Origin of the sequence: uncultured Thiocystis sp., from assembly GCF_903866365.1 — a bacterium.
Lineage (GTDB): Bacteria > Pseudomonadota > Gammaproteobacteria > Chromatiales > Chromatiaceae > Chromatium.
The window spans coordinates 21577-39267 of sequence record NZ_CAIPNF010000145.1 but is presented as its reverse complement, the minus strand read 5'-3'; the positions used below and the strand labels follow the sequence as shown (position 1 = coordinate 39267).

The following is a 17691-nucleotide window of genomic DNA, read 5'->3' as shown; positions in this document are numbered from 1 at the left end:
CGTCGGTGCATTAAAGGATGTCAACGATGCCAATCAACGAACCGACTTCGCGCGATCTTCCTGTCGAGAAGACCGCCGAGATCCGACTCGCCATGACGGCGGCGATGTCGCGTTCCGAACGCTTTTTAACCCATCGCGAATGTTTACGGCGCGTCTTGGCGCGCTTGGGGGCATCGGGCGATGCGGATGGCCTACTCAGAGCGTGGGGGTATCGACCGGATGCCTTGATGCGCACGCGCGGGGCGTTGCTCGGGACGCGCACGGTGCAGGCGCTGCTGGATACCGTTGCCACGACGCAAGCGCAACGGTCGATCCGACCCATCCCGCCGAGCACGGGCAGTTGAACACGCTTATGGCCGGGCTCGGAACGACCCTCGAAAGCGAACTGAACAAACGCACCGGATCGAACATGACACCAATGAATGCAGACGCGGCCATTGAGGCCACCAAAGCGGTTTGGATCGCCTGGACAAACGCGGACCTCACCGAGGGGCGCGGATCTCCATCTCCGCTCTTTGTGTGCGCGTCGAGGACAACCGCCGAGCGATTAGGCCGAGGAAAGGGGGTACATGGGTCCGATTGCCAGGTCAAACCCTCCGTCGCCTACAACATCGCTGGTCTCTGGGTCGCTCAATGCCGTCTCGAAACGCTCTCGCTGGCGGACACGCAGCAGGACACGTTGATAGCGGCCAAGGAGGCGATTCGATCCAAGATGTTGCAGGCCGGCATCACCGAAGCGGAAATGGCCGTTCTGTTGGAGACGCCCGAGTGACCGCGCCGCTGTTGCTCACCCTGGAGCGCGCCGCCGAAACCCTCGCGATCAGTGCGCGCAGCGTGCGCCGCCTGCTCGACGCGGGCGAACTCGCCCCGGTGCGCATCGGGCGATCCCTGCGCGTGAGCGCCACCGACCTCACTGCCTATGTCGACCGCCAAGTGTCCGGGAGTACTATTGCTCTTGGGGTGGTGGTGCCTGGAGACAGCACATGCCACGACGTAAGACCAAGACCAGACCGAAAGAAGGGATCTACGAACGGCCACGCTCGCCGTATTGGTGGGCCGTCTACCCCAACGGGGTCGGGGGTTCGACTCGCCGCAGTACTGGGGTTCCCGTCGCCGACGATCCCGAAGGTCTGAAGGCCGCTGCGATCCGCGCCGGTTGGATGGCCGAGAAGCAGATCGAACGCACCGGAGAGGGCAGCACGTTCGACGATCTGCTGTTGCTCTACCTCGACCAAGTGACCCCGACCAAGCGTGCGCCGGAGCGGGACCAATGGAGCGCCAAGGCATTATTCCCGGCATTCACCGGGCGCAGGTTAGACGGCATTGGTGCCGCCGAGGTGCGCGGCTATATCGCCAGCCGTCGTGCGGGGGGAATCGCGCCAGGGACCATCAACAAGGAAGTGGGCTTGATGTCAGCCGCGATGAATTGGGCTCGGCGAGAACTGGAATGGGACATCCGCAATCCCTGGGAGTCCCGCCGCCTGAGTGAACCCGCAGGGCGCAATCGCTGGCTGACGCGGTAGGAGGCCGCGCGACTCCTGAAAGCGGCCGCCGATCCAGCGCGCATGCTGCGCTGGCCCTGGCTGCTTGATTTCATCCGCTTGGGACTGCACTCGGGGATGAGGCCGGGTGAAATGCTGTGGCTGGAGTGGAGGCGGGTCGACCTCCAAGGTGCCTTCATCACCTTCGAGGCCGCCCAACCGAAGAACGCGAAGACGGGGCAGAAGAACGGCAAGCTGGGGCGCGTACCGCTGAACCTGGTGGCTCGGGAAGCAATCCTAGCACGCGCGCGATTTCGGGCGGAACATTGCCCGGCATCGCCTTGGGTGTTCTGCCGGAAGGATGGCAGCCGCATTGCTCGCATCATAAAGGATTTCTGGGTTGCGCCAAGGATGCCGAACTCGAAGACATCCATCCGCACGACTTGAGGCGCACGTTCGGGAGTTGGTTGGTTCAGGCTGGAGTCGGCATCGAGCGAGTGTCTGGATTGCTCAGACATGGCGATGTCGCCATCACCGCCCGCGTCTATGCGCACTTGCGCCCGGGGGATTTGGCCGATGCGGTGGCGATTCTCGATCGACCGGAGCGAAGTGGATCAATCACGCATTTGCACACTGATTTGCACACTGGCCCAAGGGAGGTTACGGCAGGTATAAAAAAGCCGCAGTTAAGCGGCTGATTCAAATCGGGAATTTTGGTCGGGGTGACAGGATTCGAACCTGCGACTTCTGCCTCCCGAAGACAGCGCTCTACCAAGCTGAGCTACACCCCGAAAACGGGTCGTCGATCAATGCGTGCGACTGACCGCGAAATCGGCCATCATCGCGAGAGCCTCGGTTGCCGGGGAAGCGGGCAGGGCTTTGAGCGCATTTCTCGCACGCATCACGTAAGTTTGTGCAAGCTGAGTAGTGTAGGCGATTGCATCGGTCGACGCAATTGCCTCGACCACGGCATCGATCTGTTCGCGTCCGCCATTTTCGATGGCGTCACGCAGCAGCGCGCGCTGCTCTGGAGTGCCGACCGCCATGGCCCGGATCACCGGCAGCGTGGGCTTGCCCTCGTCCAGATCATCGCCAACATTTTTCCCTAGCTCGGCATTGTCGATGCTGTAATCGAGCGAGTCGTCGATCAGTTGGAATGCGATTCCAAGACAGAGCCCGTATTCGGCGGCGGCTTCCTCGATCGCTTTCGATGAACCGGCAAGCACGGCCCCGAGTCGAATCCCCGCCTCGAACAGGGTCGCGGTTTTGCGGGTGATGACCTCCATGTAGCGCGATTCGTCGGTGTCGGGATCCCGGGTGTTGAGCAGTTGCAGCACCTCTCCCTCGGCGATGCGATTGGTCGCGCGGGAGAGGATATCCATGACGCGCATGATGCCCACGTCGACCATCATTTCGAAGGCGCGTGAGTAAAGGAAATCGCCCACCAGCACGCTGGCATCATTGCCCCAAACGACGTTTGCGGTCTCGCGATTGCGTCGTAGCTCCGAGTTGTCCACGACGTCATCATGCAACAGCGTCGCGGTATGGATGAATTCCACCACGGCGGCGAGGTCGATGTGACGTTCTCCGCCGTAGCCGCAGGCGCGCGCGGCGAGCAGCACGCAGAGAGGGCGCAGACGCTTGCCGCCGCTGTTGACGATGTAGTGGCCGATCTGGTTGATCAGCACAACATCTGACTGAAGTCGGCGCAGGATCAAGGCGTCCACGGCCTTCGAGTCCTCGGCGACAGGGTGTCGAATCGTGGAGAGGTCCATGCGTGTCTGGGGGCTGTCGATGATGGCGGCGGATGCTAGGGGTGGCGCGGGTGGCTGTCAAGCCGCCTGGTCACGGTGGATGTTGGTTGCATGTTCACCCAGCGAAGGTTACGCCAATTCGGTCGTCCTGGTCGACTGCTAACGTTGGCTTCCCGCCGAGAATCGCAAATCCACGCAGGGCGAGCGCGTACCCCTATAAATCAATAAGTTACAGTTCATATGTATTGTGAAGCTCGCATCTTAACTGTTTGATTTTATTGATTTCAGAAAAAATTATACGCGCTCACCCTGCAAATCCACGCCCGTCGATTGAGCCGTCGAGTCGAATTCGTTAAGATGGGCGATTGACGCGCCGTCTTTCTTTGGCGTATGATTCCGCTTCTTTGTTCCGGCGCCGGGCGTCGACAATTCCGAATAGTCCTGGGGATTTTCAGACATGTACGCGGTCATTCAAACCGGCGGTAAACAATACCGGGTTTCCGAAGGTGATACGGTTAAGGTTGAAAAGCTTGTCGCCGAGGCAGGTACGAGTATCGACATCGATCGCGTCCTGATGGTAGCCGATGGCGATGACGTCAAGGTCGGAAAGCCCTATCTCGACGGTTTCAAGGTGACCGCGACGGTCGAAAATCATGGTCGTGCGAAAAAAGTCAAGATCGTCAAATTTCGCCGTCGCAAGCACTATCTGAAGCGTCAAGGGCATCGTCAATGGTTTACGGCGCTCAAAATCACCAGCATTAGCGCCGGTTGAGGAGAAATCTCCGATGGCACATAAAAAAGCAGGCGGCAGTTCGCGCAACGGTCGCGATTCAGAATCGAAACGCTTGGGCGTAAAGGTGTTCGGCGGCCAAAAAGTCACGGCGGGCAGCATCATCATCCGTCAGCGCGGCACGCAATTTCACAATGGCGTCAACGTTGGCTGCGGCCGGGATCACACCCTGTTTGCATTGAGCGACGGGGTCGTCAAATTCGTGGTGCGGGGACCAAAAAACCGCAGATTCGTCACGGTCGAGAACGGCTGATTAACCATTGGTCCGGCGTTCGTCTGGCATAGGCAAAGGCGGTGAGCCTCGTCCCTGGGACGGGGCTTTTTTCATTTAAGCGTTGTAGACACCACCGAGTCGGGTCAAGTTCATGAAGTTCGTCGACGAGGCATTCATACGGGTCGAGGCCGGCGATGGCGGCAACGGCTGCGTGAGCTTTCGTCGCGAGAAATACATCCCCTTCGGCGGCCCCAATGGCGGCGATGGCGGCGATGGCGGGAGCGTCTATCTACTGGCCGACAACAACATCAACACCCTGGTGGACTTTCGCTATCAGCGCATCCAGCGCGCGGAGCGGGGTCAGAACGGCATGAGCAAGGACATGACCGGGCGTGGCGGGCAGGATCTCGTCGTTGCGGTGCCGGTCGGGACACGGGTCTTCGAGCAGCAGACCGGCGAGCTGATCGGCGAACTGCGGGAGCCAGGTCAGCGCATGCTGGTCGCCCAGGGCGGTTTCCATGGCATCGGCAACGCGCGTTACAAATCCAGCACCAACCGCGCGCCGCGCCAGTCCAAGCCGGGCACGCCGGGCGAGCGCCGCGATCTCCATCTGGAACTCATCCTGCTGGCCGACGTGGGTCTGCTCGGATTTCCGAACGCTGGCAAGTCGTCCCTGATCCGTCAGATCTCCAGCGCGCGCCCCAAGGTCGCCGACTACCCGTTCACGACGCTCTATCCCAACCTCGGCGTGGTGCGGGTCGGGCGCAATCGCAGTTTCGTGGTCGCCGACATTCCCGGCGTGATCGAGGGCGCGGCCGAGGGTGCCGGTCTGGGGATTCAATTCCTCAAGCATCTCGCGCGGACCCGTCTGCTGCTGCATCTGGTGGACATCGCGCCACTGGGCGATCAGGAGGATCCCGCCGGACAGGTGCGCAAGATCGAGGCCGAGCTGGCCGCCTTCGCTGGCGAGCTCACGGCTAAAGAACGCTGGCTGGTCTTAAACAAGACCGATCTGCTCGACGAGGAAGAGTTTCGGACACGTCAGGCGCAACTCCTGGCGGATCTCGGCTGGCGGAGTCCTGTCTATGGGATCTCCGCCCTGACCGGCCAAGGAACGGCCAAGCTCGTGAACGATCTGATGAGCCGCCTCGAACAACTGAAGGTCGATCCCGATGCAACGCCCATCGCGCATCAGGATTTCACGGATCCCAGCGTCTCTGAGTGGGACATGCCGGCCACACCCGATGAGGGCGAGTGGCATCCTCTCGATTGATTCCCGGTCCCTGTCCCCATGATTACCCGCGAAGCCATTTCCAGCACCCGCCGCTGGGTCGTCAAGATCGGGAGTGCGCTCCTGACCCAGGATGGTCATGGTCTGGAGCGCGGCATGCTCGTGCCCTGGGTCGACCAGATGGCGGCGCGCCGCCGGGCTGGCAGCGAGGTCGTGCTGGTCTCCTCGGGTGCCGTGGCGGAAGGCATGGCCCGCATGGGTTGGCGACAACGCCCGAAGGCGTTGCACGAGCTTCAGGCCGCGGCCGCCGTCGGCCAGATGGGATTGATCCGGGCCTATGAGGATTGTTTCCAGGTCCGCGGTCTCCATACCGCCCAGGTTCTTCTGACGCGCGACGATCTTGCCAATCGTGTGCGTTATCTCAATGCACGCAGCACCTTGCGTACCCTGCTCAAACTCGGCGCGGTCCCGGTCATTAACGAAAACGATACGGTGGCGACCGACGAACTCCGTTTTGGCGACAATGACACGCTTGCCGCGCTCGTGGCCAACCTGATCGAGGCCGATCTGCTCATCCTGCTCACCGATCAGGATGGGCTCTTCGATCAGGATCCCCGTTTCCATCCCGATGCGCGCCTGATCGCCGAGACCTGGGTCGACGATCCGCTGCTTGACGAGGTCGCCGGAGGAAGCGTCACCGGACTTGGCACCGGCGGCATGGTGACCAAGGTCCGGGCGGCGCGACTGGCGGCGCGTTCAGGGACGCCGACGGTCATCGCGCCTGGCCGCGGCACGGAGGTGCTGACCCGTATCGGCCGTGGCGACCTGGTTGGCACCCTGCTGATTCCTTTCCAGGGACCGCAGGCCGCGCGCAAACAGTGGCTCGCTGGACATTTACAGTCGCGCGGGCAGCTCATTCTGGATGCCGGCGCGGTCAAGGCCCTGCGGGAAAAGGGAACCAGCCTGCTTGCTGTCGGGGTCAAGGCGGTACGGGGAAAATTCGATCGCGGCGAGGTCGTGTCCTGTCTCGACGAGACCGGGAAGGAGATCGCGCGCGGCTTGGTCAATTATGATGCCGTGGACGCGGATCGTATCAAGGGGCAGTCGTCGCTACGCTTTGAATCCATCCTGGGTTATCTGGACGATGCCGAGTTGATCCATCGCGACAACCTGGTGGTTCTGTAACGATATCGATTAAGCGTTGGTTCTCCCAATCGATACAAGGAGCGGTTCGCCCCTTGAATCGATCAGGCCACACCGGCTGCGGTTTAATCTTCCTTCTGCTCGAACAGGCGATAGACCAGACCGGCAATCGCAGCGCCGGCAAGCGGTGCGAGCCAGAACAGCCAGAGTTGTCCCATCGCCTTGCCCTCGCCAAGGAACGCCAGGATTAGCGCCGGTCCGGTACTGCGCGCCGGATTCACCGAGGTGTTGGTGATAGGGATGGAGATCAGATGGATGAGCGTCAAGGCCAGACCGATGGCAAGTCCGGCGGCAATCCCATGGCCGCGTTTATCCGTAGCTCCCAGGATGATGAAGAGGAACATGGCGGTCAACACGACCTCGGTCGCGAGCGCCGCTTCCATCCCATAGCCGCCCGGCGATAATTCGGCGTAGCCGTTGACGGCAAGACTGTTCGCGCCGAGCGTGAACGCAGTCATTTGGTCGTTGTAGGATCCCACGTCGCTGGCAATAAAATAGATCAGTGCCGCGGCGGCAATGGCACCGAGTACCTGAGCGATGATGTACACAGGTAACTCTGCGAAGCTGAAGCGTCCCCCGACCGCAAGGCCCAAGGAGACAGCGGGATTGAGATGGCATCCAGAGATATGGCCGATCGCATAGGCCATCGTCAACACGGTCAGGCCGAAGGCGAAGGAGACGCCCAGCAAGCCAATCCCAACGTGAGGGAAGGCGGCTGCGAGCACGGCGCTTCCGCAACCTCCGAGTACCAGCCAGAAGGTTCCAATGAGTTCAGCGAGAGAGCGAGTCATCAAAGGCACGGATTGATTCTCCAGTCAGGTTTCAAGTGGCAAGGGTTCGTGAAATTCGAATTCCAGAGCGTCCCTTGGTGTCAGGAGCATCTGGATGCAAAAGCAGTGTACAGTACTACACTATTCGATTTCTATCCTGAACATGCCGGCGGATGATGTCGTCAGCCGCGTGGTTGGTGGGCGAGTACAGTTGCGGTCACAAATTCCCTCCAGTCGACAACCTGTCGACTGCCCCAGGGCCGGCTGCAAGCCGGCGCTCCCAGCGGGCGCTTGCCCGGAAATCGTTTTCTCTCCGGAACTATCATCGGCGGATCCTTGCCCATAGATTGCCTGTCTGACCCGATAACCGATTTAGGAACCCCTGTTCATGCAACGACTCATGAAACGACGATTGCTCGCCGTGCTGTTTTTTCTGTTGCCACTGGCGACGCGCGCCGCGCCGGAGGTGCAGGAGCGACGCCTCGATAACGGACTCAGGATCCTGGTCAAACCGGACCATCGCGCGCCCATCCTGACCTCGCAGATCTGGTATCGCATCGGTTCGAGCTACGAGCATGGCGGGATCACCGGGATCTCGCATGTCCTCGAACACATGATGTTCCAGGGCACCGAGCGTTTCGCCCCGAACGAATTCTCGCGCATCGTCGCCGAGAATGGCGGCGAGGAAAATGCCTTCACCGGCCGCGACTACACCGCCTACTATGAGAATCTGGCAAGCGACCGGCTGGAAATCGCCTTCGCGCTCGAATCGGATCGCATGCGCCATCTGACCCTGGGCGAGCAGGAATTCGCCAAGGAACTCGAAGTGGTCAAGGAAGAACGCCGGATGCGCACCGACGACGATCCGCAGTCGCTGACCTACGAACGCTTCACCGCCGTCGCCTATGACGCCTCGCCCTACCGCAACCCGGTGATCGGCTGGCCGGGCGATCTGGAACAGTTGCGGGTGGAGGATCTGCGCGATTGGTACCGTCTCTGGTATGCCCCGAACAATGCGACCCTGGTGGTGGCGGGCGACGTGGATCCGGAGCAGGTCTTTGCGCTGGCCGAAAAGCATTTCGGTCCGCTCAAGGCCGAGACCGTGACCCCGCCCAAAACCCTGGCGGAGCCCGAACAACTGGGCGAAAAGCGGCTGCTGGTCAAGGCGCCGGCCAAGGAGCCCTATCTGCTGATGGGCTACAAAGCGCCCGCCGTCGCGGATGCGGACGAACCCTGGGAGCCCTATGCGCTGGAGATTCTCGCCTCGATCCTGGACGGCGGCGACAGCGCCCGTCTCGCCCGCGAACTGGTGCGGGGCAGCCAGATTGCCGCCTCCACGGGCGCCAGTTACAGCGCCTTCGAGCGTCTGCCGGGGCTGTTCCTGTTCGATGGGGTACCGGCCAAGGGGCATGGCATCGTGGATCTCGAACAGGCGCTGCGCGACCAGATCGCGCGTCTCCAGACCGAGCCGGTCGACGCGAGCGAACTGGAGCGGGTCCGCACCCAGGTGATTGCCGGCAAGGTCTATGAACAGGATGCGCTCTTCTACCAGGGCATGCAGCTCGGGCAGCTCGAAGCGCTGGGGCTCGACTGGCGGCTTGCCGATGCCTATGTGGACAATCTGGCCGCGGTCACGCCCGCGCAGATCCAGGCGGTCGCCCGCAAATATCTCAATCCCGATCGACTCACCGTGGCGGTGCTCGATCCGCAACCGCTCGCCGACGACCAGCCGGCACGCGCCCCGCAGGGTCTGGGAGGACTCACTCATGTTCGCTGAACGCGCCTTACCGATCATTCACGGGCAACGCCAGCCGCGACTCGCAAAGCCCCTCTTCCCAGCGGGGAGAGGGGTTGGAGTGAGGGGAGCCTGCCTCGCAATCCTCTTGCTGACCGTCGGCCTCGCCCCCGGCGCCGCTCGCGCGACGCCGGAAATTCAGACCTGGCAGGCGCCCAGCGGCGCGCGGGTGCTGTTCGTCGCCGCCCCGGATCTGCCCATGGTCGATGTGCGGGTGGTTTTCGACGCCGGGAGCGCGCGCGACGGCGAGCGCTCCGGCCTGGCCTCCCTGACGGCGACCATGCTCACGCAGGGCGCGGGCGACTGGAATGCCGATGTCCTGGCCGAGCGGATGGAGAATATCGGCGCCAAACTCGACGCCGGCGCGGATCGCGACATGACCTCGGTGGTCATGCGCTCGCTGACCCGCGAACCGGCCCTGAGCACGGCGGTCGAGACACTCGCGACCGTGCTGGCCGCGCCGACCTTCGCCCCGTCGGATCTGGAGCGTATCCGCGAGAACCGGCTGGTCGCGCTCCGGCAGGATCAGGAATCGCCCAAGACTGTGGGCCAAAAGGCGCTCTATCGGGCAATCTTCGGCGACCATCCCTATGCCGCCGATCCCGCCGGAACCGCCGCGACCATTACGGCCATGACCCGCGAGGATCTGACGGACTTTCACGCCCGCTTCTATCGCGGCGCGAACGCCGTGGTCGCCATCGTCGGCGCGCTCGACCGCGCCGGCGCCGAGGCGCTGGCCGCGCGCGTCACCGCTGGGCTGGCGGCTGGCGAACGCCCGCCCCAGTTGCCCGCGGTCGCGGAGCTGACCGACGGCACCCTGGAAGCGATCCCCTTTACCTCCAGCCAGACCACGGTACTGGCCGGCCAGCCGGGGATGCGTCGGGGCGATCCCGATTATTTCCCGCTCTATGTCGGCAACCATATCCTCGGCGGCAGCGGTCTGGTCTCCATTCTGATGAACGAGATCCGCGAGAAGCGCGGCCTGTCCTACAGCACCTACAGTTATTTCCTGCCGCTGGCCCAGCCCGGTCCATTCCTGATGGGGCTTCAGACCAAGAACGCGCAGTCGGAGCAGGCCCGCGAGGTGTTGCTGGAGACGCTGCAACGCTTCATCGACCAGGGTCCGACCGAGCAGGAGCTGACCGCCGCCAAGAAGAACATCACTGGCGGATTTCCGCTGCGTATCGCCAGTAATGGCGATATCGTTCAGTATCTCGCCGTGATCGGCTTCTACGGCTTGCCGCTGGATTATCTGGACCGCTTCACGTCGCGCATCGAGGCCATCGGCGCCGCGCAGATCCGCGACGCCTTCGCGCGGCGCGTCCATCCCGACCGGCTCGCCATCGTCACGGTCGGCGACAACTCCGCTCAGGCTTCCGCGATCAGTGACGCGGGCGAGTAACCAACTGCGCATCGTCGGCGGCCGTTTTCGCGGCCGCCGTCTGCCCTTCCCCGATCAACCCGGTTTGCGTCCCACGCCGGACCGGGTGCGCGAGACCCTATTCAACTGGCTGGCGCCCATCATCGCCGGCGCCCGCTGTCTCGACGCCTTCGCCGGCAGCGGCGCGCTCGGTTTCGAGGCCGCCTCGCGGGGCGCCGGCGAGGTGGTTCTGATCGAGCGCGCGGCGCCCGTCGCGCAGCGGTTGCGGGCCAATGCGCGGACCCTGGACGCCCCCGGCATCGAGATCCTGCAAGCCGACACGCTCCAGTGGCTAGCCGGTTCGGGTCGGCCCTTCGATGTCGTGTTTCTGGATCCGCCCTATGACGATGACCTGCTCGCGCCGGCCATCGCGCGTCTGGCGGGCCATGGCTGGCTTGCGCCGGGCGCGCGGATCTATCTGGAAGCGGCCCGTCGGACGGGGTTTCCGGAGTTGCCGCAGGGGTGGGAACTGCTCCGCGATAAGACCGCCGGTCAGGTCCGCTATGGACTCGTCGGCGTCGCCCTGGGAGCGCGGAATCCCGTCGTTGATCGCGACGCCATCGGCGTTTGCACGAAGGTTGTGCTATCGTGCGCGCCGGTCGCTGATCGCTGAATGGATCGATCGACCGCGATAAAACCCTGTCCCAAGTCGGTTCCATCCGTCGACTGACTGAATCTCCCCCAGAGGATCCAACGATTGCGCAGCGTGGTCTATCCCGGAACCTTTGATCCCATCACCAATGGTCATGTGGATCTGATCCATCGCGCGGCCCGGCTCTTCGATCGCGTGGTGGTCGCGGTCGCCGCCGATACCGGCAAGGCACTGCTGTTTTCCACCGAGGAGCGCGTGGCGCTGGTCCGGGCCAGTGTCACGGAGGATCGGCACAACGTGGAAATCGTGCCCTTTCAGGGGCTGCTGGTGAACTTCACGCGAGAACTTGGAGTCAGCGTCATCATGCGCGGGTTGCGCGCCGTCTCGGATTTCGAGTATGAGTTCCAGTTGGCGGGCATGAATCGCCGCATGGCCCCGGATATCGAAACCCTGTTCCTGACGCCGGCCGAGCAATATTCCTACATCTCCTCATCGTTGGTGCGCGAGATCGCGCGACTGGGGGGCGATGTTTCGACCTTCGTCACGCCAGCGGTTCAGGCTGCATTACAGCAGCGGTTTGGATAATATCCGCAAGTCCCATACAACCCACAGAGCAAACAAGAGGAATTTTCCCATGGCGCTGATCATTACCGATGAATGTATCAATTGTGACGTGTGCGAACCCGAGTGTCCGAATGGCGCCATCTCCCAGGGCGACGAGACCTATGTGATCGACCCCAACCTGTGCACCGAGTGCGTCGGTCACTACGAGACCTCGCAGTGCGTCGAGGTTTGCCCGGTCGACTGCATCATCAAGGATCCGGCTCACGAAGAGACCGAGGAAGAACTGCGCGCCAAGTACGAGCGTATCTCCAGCGCGGCATGAGGTTGGTTCAGACCGCACCGTCGGCCACCTGAGCCGGCGCTTGAGAGGCCCCGTCGCGGGGCTTCTCATTCTCTTCTGTTGCTCCGCGGCAGGCGTTTGCCATGCCGGCGAACTCAAACCGCCCAAGACCGCCATCGCTAAGGCGCAACCCCTGGCCATCGAGGCGGTTTCGCCATCCTCGCCATGGCCGTCGCCACGCTCTCCGTGGTCGATCTTCTGGGATCAATGCAGTCAAGCGGTTGATGCCGCAAACGATCCGCGCGGTTCCGGCCTTGCGCTGACGCGATCGCGACACGCGCTTATGGCGAGCGATCTTCAAGCCAGGCATCGGCGATATGCAGACTGACATCCACGGCCAGCAGGCTCAAGATTACGAACCCCGCCGCCAGCAGCCAATGCAGCCCGCGCCACAGCGTCCGCAGCCGTCTGCGCATGGGCTCCCAGGTCGGCTCCGGCGGATGCGGAACGTGGGCGAAGAGATCGACGAATATCAGTCCCGTGACGGCCCAGAGCAGCAGGATCAGACCCGGCATCAGCAGCGCGTCGCCGTCCTTGTCCGCAAAGGCGAAGAGCCCGATACCGGCGACGAGCGAAGCGAACGCGGCAAGACCGATCAGGATCCGGCGAACGGGCAGGAGATATCTCGCGATTTGTTGCAGACGGTTCAGCATGGCAGCAGCCATCTCGATGGCGCGGGCAGATATCGGCAGTCAGCGGGTCATCGCTTGAATCGCAAGAGCTTAAGCGATTTTCAGAAAAGCTCCTATCCAGATTGCATCCGTTCGTGGTGCGTCCTGAGTCCGTCGAAGGGCTTGCTGTCGCTTTCAGGCGGTCCTATCCTGTCCTTCGACGACGATGAAACCGACTCGTCCCCAACCGATCGCCGTTCCCCCATCAACCCTTTAACCTAAAAAGTGCAGTCGAACCGTCAAGGGCTAAAAACAAGAGGTTGCCGCGCCATTGGCATGCGTCCCGTGAGCGAGACGGGCAGCCGGGACAAGCGCCTGAAATTCTTTACATCCGTTGTGCCTTTGCCGTTCAATCCGCCGGATTTAGGTTTCAACCTCAGGGATATGCAACCCATGCTCGCGACTGAACTCACGGTCGAGCTTTTACTCACACTCTGTCTCGTCATTCTGGCGATCTTTTCATTCAATCTGGCCTTGTTGACCCTGGCGAGAATCCTGACGCCCAAGCGTCGACTCGCCATCGCAACGCCCAAGGAGGCCGCTCTGCCCAGAGTGCTGGTACAGCTTCCGCTCTTCAATGAGGGCGAACTGGTCGAACGGATCCTGGCCGCCGTCATCGCCCTGGACTGGCCCCGCGATCGGCTCCAGGTCCAGGTTCTCGACGACAGCGTCGACGGCTCGCTCGCCCTGAGCCGGCAGGCCGTGGCCGCCCTGCGCCGGGACGGCGTCGAGATCGAGTTGCGCCATCGGGTCCAGCGCACCGCCTTCAAGGCCGGCGCGCTGGCGGCCGGGCTGGAACAGTCCGCTGCGCCCTACGTGGCCATCTTCGACGCCGATTTTATCCCGCCCCCGGATTTTCTGCGCAAGACGGTCGGCGCATTGATCGCCGAGCCCGGCCTGGCCTATGTCCAGGCGCGCTGGGCGCATCTCAATCGCGACGAGAGCCTGCTCACGCGCATACAGGCGCGCCTGCTGGACTCGCATTTCGGGGTCGAGCAGGAGGCGCGCTGGCGTTTGGGGCTGCCGATCCCCTTCAATGGCACCTGCGGCGTCTGGCGGCGCGCGGCGATCGAGGATGCCGGCGGCTGGGAAGGCGACACCCTGACCGAGGATCTGGATCTGAGCCTGCGCGCCCGTCTGCGTGGCTGGCGCTCCGGCTATCTCAAGGATCTCGCCGTGCCGGGCGTTCTGCCCGTGTCCGCGCGCGCTTGGCGGGTCCAGCAATTCCGCTGGACCAAGGGCTTCGTGCAATGTTTCGTCAAACTGATGCCCCCGATCTGGGCGAGTCCGGCGCTGCCGCTCTGGCAAAAGCTGATGATCAGTCTCCAGATCGCTCAACCCCTGGCGTTCCTGCTCGGCACGGCCTGTCTCCTCCTGGGCCTGCCCTTCATCGCCGGGGCTGCGGTGGCGGGCGAAACCCTGAGCGGCGTGGCAATGGTTACCTCGATCCTAGGCTTCGCCGCGCCGATCAGCTTCCTCATCCTGGCCGGAACCCGCGGCGGGGCGCGGGAGACAGCGCTGGAGGTGCTTGGCGCGCTGGCCCTGACCAGCGGGCTCCTGCTCTCGAATGCGCGCGGCGGGCTGGAGGCACTGGTTGGCTATCGGAGCGAGTTCGTGCGCACGCCCAAGGCGCGCGCGCAGACCTGTCCACGCGCGGCGCGCTGGAGCTATGGCCTGATTGAGTTGAGCGCCGGGCTTGGGCTACTTGGCTTCGTCCTGTTGGAGGAGCCCATCGCCGTTATCTATCTGGCCATGGTCATTAGTGGACTACTCGGAGTGGGCGCGATGCAGATCATGGATGGATTGGCTCTGGCCAAGCATGCCGATACTTGACACGGCAATCCCCGTACTCGATTCAGCGGTGCGGGGATGCCTCAATGGCTCTCCTGGCCCACGGCAAACACGGTCTCGAACTGGCATAATCCTCACCATGAATAGCAATAGCACAGACACCCCGCCTGCAAGGGTGGAGCCAGAGGGCGATTCTGGCGAGAATCCGGACACCCCTTCTCACAAATACGTTTTCGTGGTCAACCTTGCCACAATCCTGTTCGTGGCTCGCAGTGCCCTTCGCGAGTCGAAATCACTCGGATGAGCATGTTGACCTTGTTGATTGTCGTCGTCCTTATTCTCATCAACGCGCTCTACGTGGCCGCCGAATTCGCCATCGTCGGCGCGCGGGCGACCCGCGTCGAACAATTCGCCGCGCAGGGTCACCGCCTAGCCGCGGCCCTGTTGCCGATTCTGCGCGATGCCGGTCGCCTGGACCGGTATATCGCCGCCTGTCAGATCGGCATCACGCTCTCCAGCCTGGTGCTCGGCGCCTTCGGGCAGGCGACCATCGGCCTGGCCCTCGGCGCGCTCCTGGTCTCGCACGGGGGACTCGAACCGCTCGGTGCCTACGCGCTCTCGGCCACCGTCGTGCTGGTGGTGCTGTCGTCGACCCAGGTGATCTTCGGCGAATTGATCCCCAAGACGGTGGCGCTGCAGTATCCGGTCGGCACGGCGCTCTTTACCTATCTGCCGATGCGCTGGTCGCTGGTCCTCTATGCCCCCTTCATCAGCCTGCTCAACGGGAGCGGCAATCTGGTGCTGCGGCGGTTCGGCGTCAACCCCGAGACCAGCCACCGACATGTGCATGCACCCGATGAAATCGATCTCCTGATCCGCGAGAGCCGCGACGGCGGGCTCCTGGAAGCCAAGGACAGCACCCGTCTGCGTGAGGCGCTCCGACTCTGTCGTCATACGGTGCGCCAGTTGATGGTGCCGCGGCGTCAGATTGCCAGCCTGGACCTGAACGCGCCGCTGGCGAACTTGCTGGCGGAGATCGACGCCTCGCCCTACACCCGGCTCCTGGTGTATCAGGGCGACTTCGACAACATGCGCGGTTTTCTGCACGTCAAGGATCTGGCGGTGACGATTGCTCGCGGGCACGACCCGGCGACGCTGCCCGCGCTGGTGCGCCCGCTGCTGGCGCTGCCGAGCGGGTTGACGATCGACCGCGCGCTCGGGCAGTTGCGTGACCGGCGCGCGCGCATCGCGCTGGCGGTCAGCGAGTTCGGGGATATCGAGGGGCTCATCAGTCTCGAAGACATCATCCGCGAACTGCTTGGCGAACTCTCCGACGAGTTCAAGTCCGCGTTCGATCTGGCGCCGGAGTCGCTGCCCGATGGCCGCTGGCGGCTGCCAGGTCGGTTGCCGATTGACGAGTCGATCGAGTGGGCGTACAGCCTCGGCACCCCCGCCTGGGAGGCCGGCGAGGCGGAGACCCTGGCCGGCTGGCTGCTGGAGCAGCTTGAAGCGATCCCGGAGGTCGGCGATCGATGCACCGCCGCCGGCATCGACTTCGAGATCGAGTGCATGGACGGCGCGGCCATTCGCTCGGTGCTGGCGCGACCCGCGCGGACGCCAGGAGACGCGCATGACTGAGTTCACGATTGTCCTGCTGGTCATCCTGGTTCTGGTCGCGCTCAACGGGCTGTTCGTCGCGGCCGAATTCGCCATCATCGGCACCCCGCGCGCGGCAATGGCGGCGCGGGCGGTGTCTGGCGACCCACGCGCGCAACGCATCGTCACCGTCCTCGACGACCCGACCCGCCTCGATCGCTATGTCGCGACCGCGCAGATCGGCATCACCTTCGCGAGCCTCGGTTTGGGCATGTATGGCGAACACACGCTCGCCGTCTTCATCGAACAGGGGCTGATCCTGGCGGGTTTCGCCGGTCCCGGCGCGCAAATCACGGCGCACGGTCTGTCTTCCGTCCTCGCGATCACGGCCATCACCTATCTGCATATCGTTTTTGGCGAGATGATCCCGAAGGCGCTGGCGCTGAACCACGCGCTGCGGGTCGCCCTCTGGGTGACGCCGCCCATGCTGTGGATCGGGCTGCTGCTCTATCCGCTGGTGCGGGGACTCAATCTGATGGGTAACCTGCTGCTGCGCCTGGTGGGCTTCGAGCGCGGTCGCGACGCCGCCCAGTATCTTGCCCCGGCCGAACTGGAATCGGTCGCGCGCGAGAGTCAGCAGAGCGGCCTGATCAGCGAGGAGAGCGGTCGGATCTTCCGGGAACTCGCCGATTTCAGCGAGATTTCGGCCGCGCAGGCGATGGTGCCGCGCGTCCGCACGCATGGACTCCCGGCCAACGCGAACGACGCCCTGCTGCGCGAGATCCTGAACCTGCATCGCCACACCCGCTATCCGGTCTACGCGGGCGATCTCGATCACATCATTGGCACGGTTCATATCAAGGATCTGCTCGGACCGCTGCGCGAGGGTTCGGGTCTCGCCCCGGCCATGGTTCGGGAAACCGCCTATCTGCCGGAAACCGCCACCCTGGACGATGTGCTCGCCGCGATGGATCGGATGCACAGTCAAATGATCGTGGTGATGGACGAGCACGGCGGCACGGCGGGCATCCTGACCGTGGAGGATATCTGCGCCGAGGCGGTCGGGGATATCGAGGAGGGGGCGGACGATGTTCCGGATGTGCTGCCCGTCGGGCTTGACAGCTATCAGGTGCAGGGAACGGTTCGTTTGGATACGCTGGGCACCCTCATCGGGCGGGAGTTGGAACACCCGGAGGTCGACAGCGTGTCGGGTTTGATCCTGAGCGAACTCGGCCGGCCGCCCCTGGTGGGCGATCGCATCTACTGGAACGAGCTGAGCTTTAAGGTCAGCAGTCTGTATGGACGCGGGGTGCGACAAGCGGTCGTGACCCTGGATCGGTCGCTCCCCCGCTCGGTCGAGCCTCTTTGACGCACTCGCAAGAAGGACTGTCAATCTTGAATAATCCTGTTCATCCTGTCCAATTCCGGAGCTTTCGGTCGGGTAGGGACTTTCCCGGAAATCGCCGAACGCCACCGCCG

Annotated in this window: 20 protein-coding genes, 1 tRNA gene and 1 pseudogene; 18 read left to right on the top strand and 4 right to left on the bottom strand. The window is 63.2% G+C overall.

The genetic code is table 11. The annotated features are described in order from the left end of the window. Positions 1 to 26: 26 nt before the first annotated feature. The 6 genes and pseudogenes from QZY07_RS08490 (at position 27) to QZY07_RS08470 (ending at position 2179) form a co-directional block, all read left to right on the top strand. The gene (locus QZY07_RS08490; RefSeq protein WP_295401547.1) at positions 27 to 344 is read left to right on the top strand and encodes a hypothetical protein; all 318 of its coding nucleotides are present in this window, start codon (positions 27 to 29) and stop codon (positions 342 to 344) included. After that, entirely contained in the window at positions 341 to 772 is a 432-nt protein-coding gene (locus QZY07_RS08485) for a hypothetical protein (RefSeq protein ID WP_295401546.1), read from the top strand. Before QZY07_RS08490 ends, QZY07_RS08485 begins: the two co-directional genes overlap by 4 nt. After that, a pseudogene (locus QZY07_RS27350) lies at positions 769 to 921 on the top strand (helix-turn-helix domain-containing protein); the annotation flags it as partial. The gene QZY07_RS08485 and the pseudogene QZY07_RS27350, both read left to right, overlap by 4 nt. A gap of 62 nt (positions 922 to 983) precedes the next feature. Then, the gene (locus tag QZY07_RS08480) at positions 984 to 1523 is read left to right on the top strand and encodes a hypothetical protein (RefSeq protein WP_295401545.1); all 540 of its coding nucleotides are present in this window, start codon (positions 984 to 986) and stop codon (positions 1521 to 1523) included. A 42-nt stretch (positions 1524 to 1565) separates the two neighbouring features. Further along, a complete protein-coding gene (locus QZY07_RS08475; RefSeq protein WP_295401550.1) occupies positions 1566 to 1928 on the top strand; it encodes a hypothetical protein in 363 nt (120 codons plus the stop codon). Beyond that, a complete protein-coding gene (locus QZY07_RS08470; RefSeq protein ID WP_295401549.1) occupies positions 1823 to 2179 on the top strand; it encodes a tyrosine-type recombinase/integrase in 357 nt (118 codons plus the stop codon). Before QZY07_RS08475 ends, QZY07_RS08470 begins: the two co-directional genes overlap by 106 nt. 16 nt (positions 2180 to 2195) lie before the next feature. Here QZY07_RS08470 and QZY07_RS08465 read toward each other — a convergent pair. Next, positions 2196 to 2272: transfer RNA gene (locus tag QZY07_RS08465), tRNA-Pro, on the bottom strand. Between the two features lie 15 nt (positions 2273 to 2287). Next, complete coding sequence (locus QZY07_RS08460; RefSeq protein WP_295401544.1) at positions 2288 to 3256, bottom strand: polyprenyl synthetase family protein; 969 nt, start codon at positions 3254 to 3256, stop codon at positions 2288 to 2290. Between the two features lie 436 nt (positions 3257 to 3692). Between QZY07_RS08460 and rplU the strand changes: the two genes are divergently transcribed. From rplU to proB, 4 genes are all read left to right on the top strand, one after another. Further along, a complete protein-coding gene (gene rplU / locus QZY07_RS08455; RefSeq protein WP_295401543.1) occupies positions 3693 to 4007 on the top strand; it encodes a 50S ribosomal protein L21 in 315 nt (104 codons plus the stop codon). Positions 4008 to 4020: 13 nt separating this feature from the next. Continuing rightward, entirely contained in the window at positions 4021 to 4278 is a 258-nt protein-coding gene (gene rpmA, locus QZY07_RS08450; protein ID WP_295401542.1) for a 50S ribosomal protein L27, read from the top strand. A 112-nt stretch (positions 4279 to 4390) separates the two neighbouring features. Further along, a complete protein-coding gene (cgtA, locus tag QZY07_RS08445) occupies positions 4391 to 5512 on the top strand; it encodes an Obg family GTPase CgtA (protein WP_295401541.1) in 1122 nt (373 codons plus the stop codon). A gap of 18 nt (positions 5513 to 5530) precedes the next feature. Beyond that, positions 5531 to 6655, top strand: coding sequence for a glutamate 5-kinase (gene proB / locus QZY07_RS08440; RefSeq protein WP_295401540.1), 1125 nt, complete (start codon positions 5531 to 5533; stop codon positions 6653 to 6655). Between the two features lie 83 nt (positions 6656 to 6738). Here the strand turns inward: proB and aqpZ are convergent, their stop codons facing one another. Further along, positions 6739 to 7473 (bottom strand): aquaporin Z, encoded by a 735-nt coding sequence (aqpZ, locus tag QZY07_RS08435; protein WP_295401539.1) that lies wholly within the window; start codon positions 7471 to 7473, stop codon positions 6739 to 6741. Between the two features lie 358 nt (positions 7474 to 7831). Here aqpZ and QZY07_RS08430 point away from each other — a divergent pair, with 358 nt between their 5' ends. The 5 genes from QZY07_RS08430 to QZY07_RS08410 all read left to right on the top strand — a co-directional run bounded on the left by QZY07_RS08430 (position 7832) and on the right by QZY07_RS08410 (position 12136). Continuing rightward, positions 7832 to 9220, top strand: coding sequence for a pitrilysin family protein (locus QZY07_RS08430; RefSeq protein WP_295401537.1), 1389 nt, complete (start codon positions 7832 to 7834; stop codon positions 9218 to 9220). A gap of 106 nt (positions 9221 to 9326) precedes the next feature. Continuing rightward, entirely contained in the window at positions 9327 to 10640 is a 1314-nt protein-coding gene (locus QZY07_RS08425) for a pitrilysin family protein (protein WP_295401535.1), read from the top strand. Further along, positions 10624 to 11271 (top strand): 16S rRNA (guanine(966)-N(2))-methyltransferase RsmD, encoded by a 648-nt coding sequence (rsmD, locus tag QZY07_RS08420; RefSeq protein ID WP_295401533.1) that lies wholly within the window; start codon positions 10624 to 10626, stop codon positions 11269 to 11271. Before QZY07_RS08425 ends, rsmD begins: the two co-directional genes overlap by 17 nt. Before the next feature lie 84 nt (positions 11272 to 11355). Continuing rightward, complete coding sequence (coaD, locus tag QZY07_RS08415; protein WP_295401532.1) at positions 11356 to 11835, top strand: pantetheine-phosphate adenylyltransferase; 480 nt, start codon at positions 11356 to 11358, stop codon at positions 11833 to 11835. Positions 11836 to 11884: 49 nt separating this feature from the next. After that, a complete protein-coding gene (locus QZY07_RS08410) occupies positions 11885 to 12136 on the top strand; it encodes a YfhL family 4Fe-4S dicluster ferredoxin (RefSeq protein WP_295401530.1) in 252 nt (83 codons plus the stop codon). A 299-nt stretch (positions 12137 to 12435) separates the two neighbouring features. Here the strand turns inward: QZY07_RS08410 and QZY07_RS08405 are convergent, their stop codons facing one another. After that, positions 12436 to 12819, bottom strand: coding sequence for a hypothetical protein (locus QZY07_RS08405; RefSeq protein ID WP_295401528.1), 384 nt, complete (start codon positions 12817 to 12819; stop codon positions 12436 to 12438). A 399-nt stretch (positions 12820 to 13218) separates the two neighbouring features. Between QZY07_RS08405 and QZY07_RS08400 the strand changes: the two genes are divergently transcribed. The 3 genes from QZY07_RS08400 (at position 13219) to QZY07_RS08390 (ending at position 17581) form a co-directional block, all read left to right on the top strand. Continuing rightward, on the top strand, positions 13219 to 14658 hold the full coding sequence (locus QZY07_RS08400) for a glycosyltransferase (RefSeq protein WP_295401526.1): 1440 nt from the start codon (positions 13219 to 13221) through the stop codon (positions 14656 to 14658). A 258-nt stretch (positions 14659 to 14916) separates the two neighbouring features. Further along, the gene (locus QZY07_RS08395) at positions 14917 to 16254 is read left to right on the top strand and encodes a hemolysin family protein (RefSeq protein WP_295401524.1); all 1338 of its coding nucleotides are present in this window, start codon (positions 14917 to 14919) and stop codon (positions 16252 to 16254) included. Continuing rightward, positions 16247 to 17581 carry a hemolysin family protein gene (locus QZY07_RS08390; RefSeq protein WP_295401523.1) on the top strand — a complete coding sequence of 445 codons (1335 nt, stop codon included), beginning with the start codon at positions 16247 to 16249 and terminating at the stop codon, positions 17579 to 17581. The genes QZY07_RS08395 and QZY07_RS08390 overlap by 8 nt, the downstream gene beginning before the upstream one ends. The last annotated feature ends 110 nt before the right edge of the window (positions 17582 to 17691 follow it).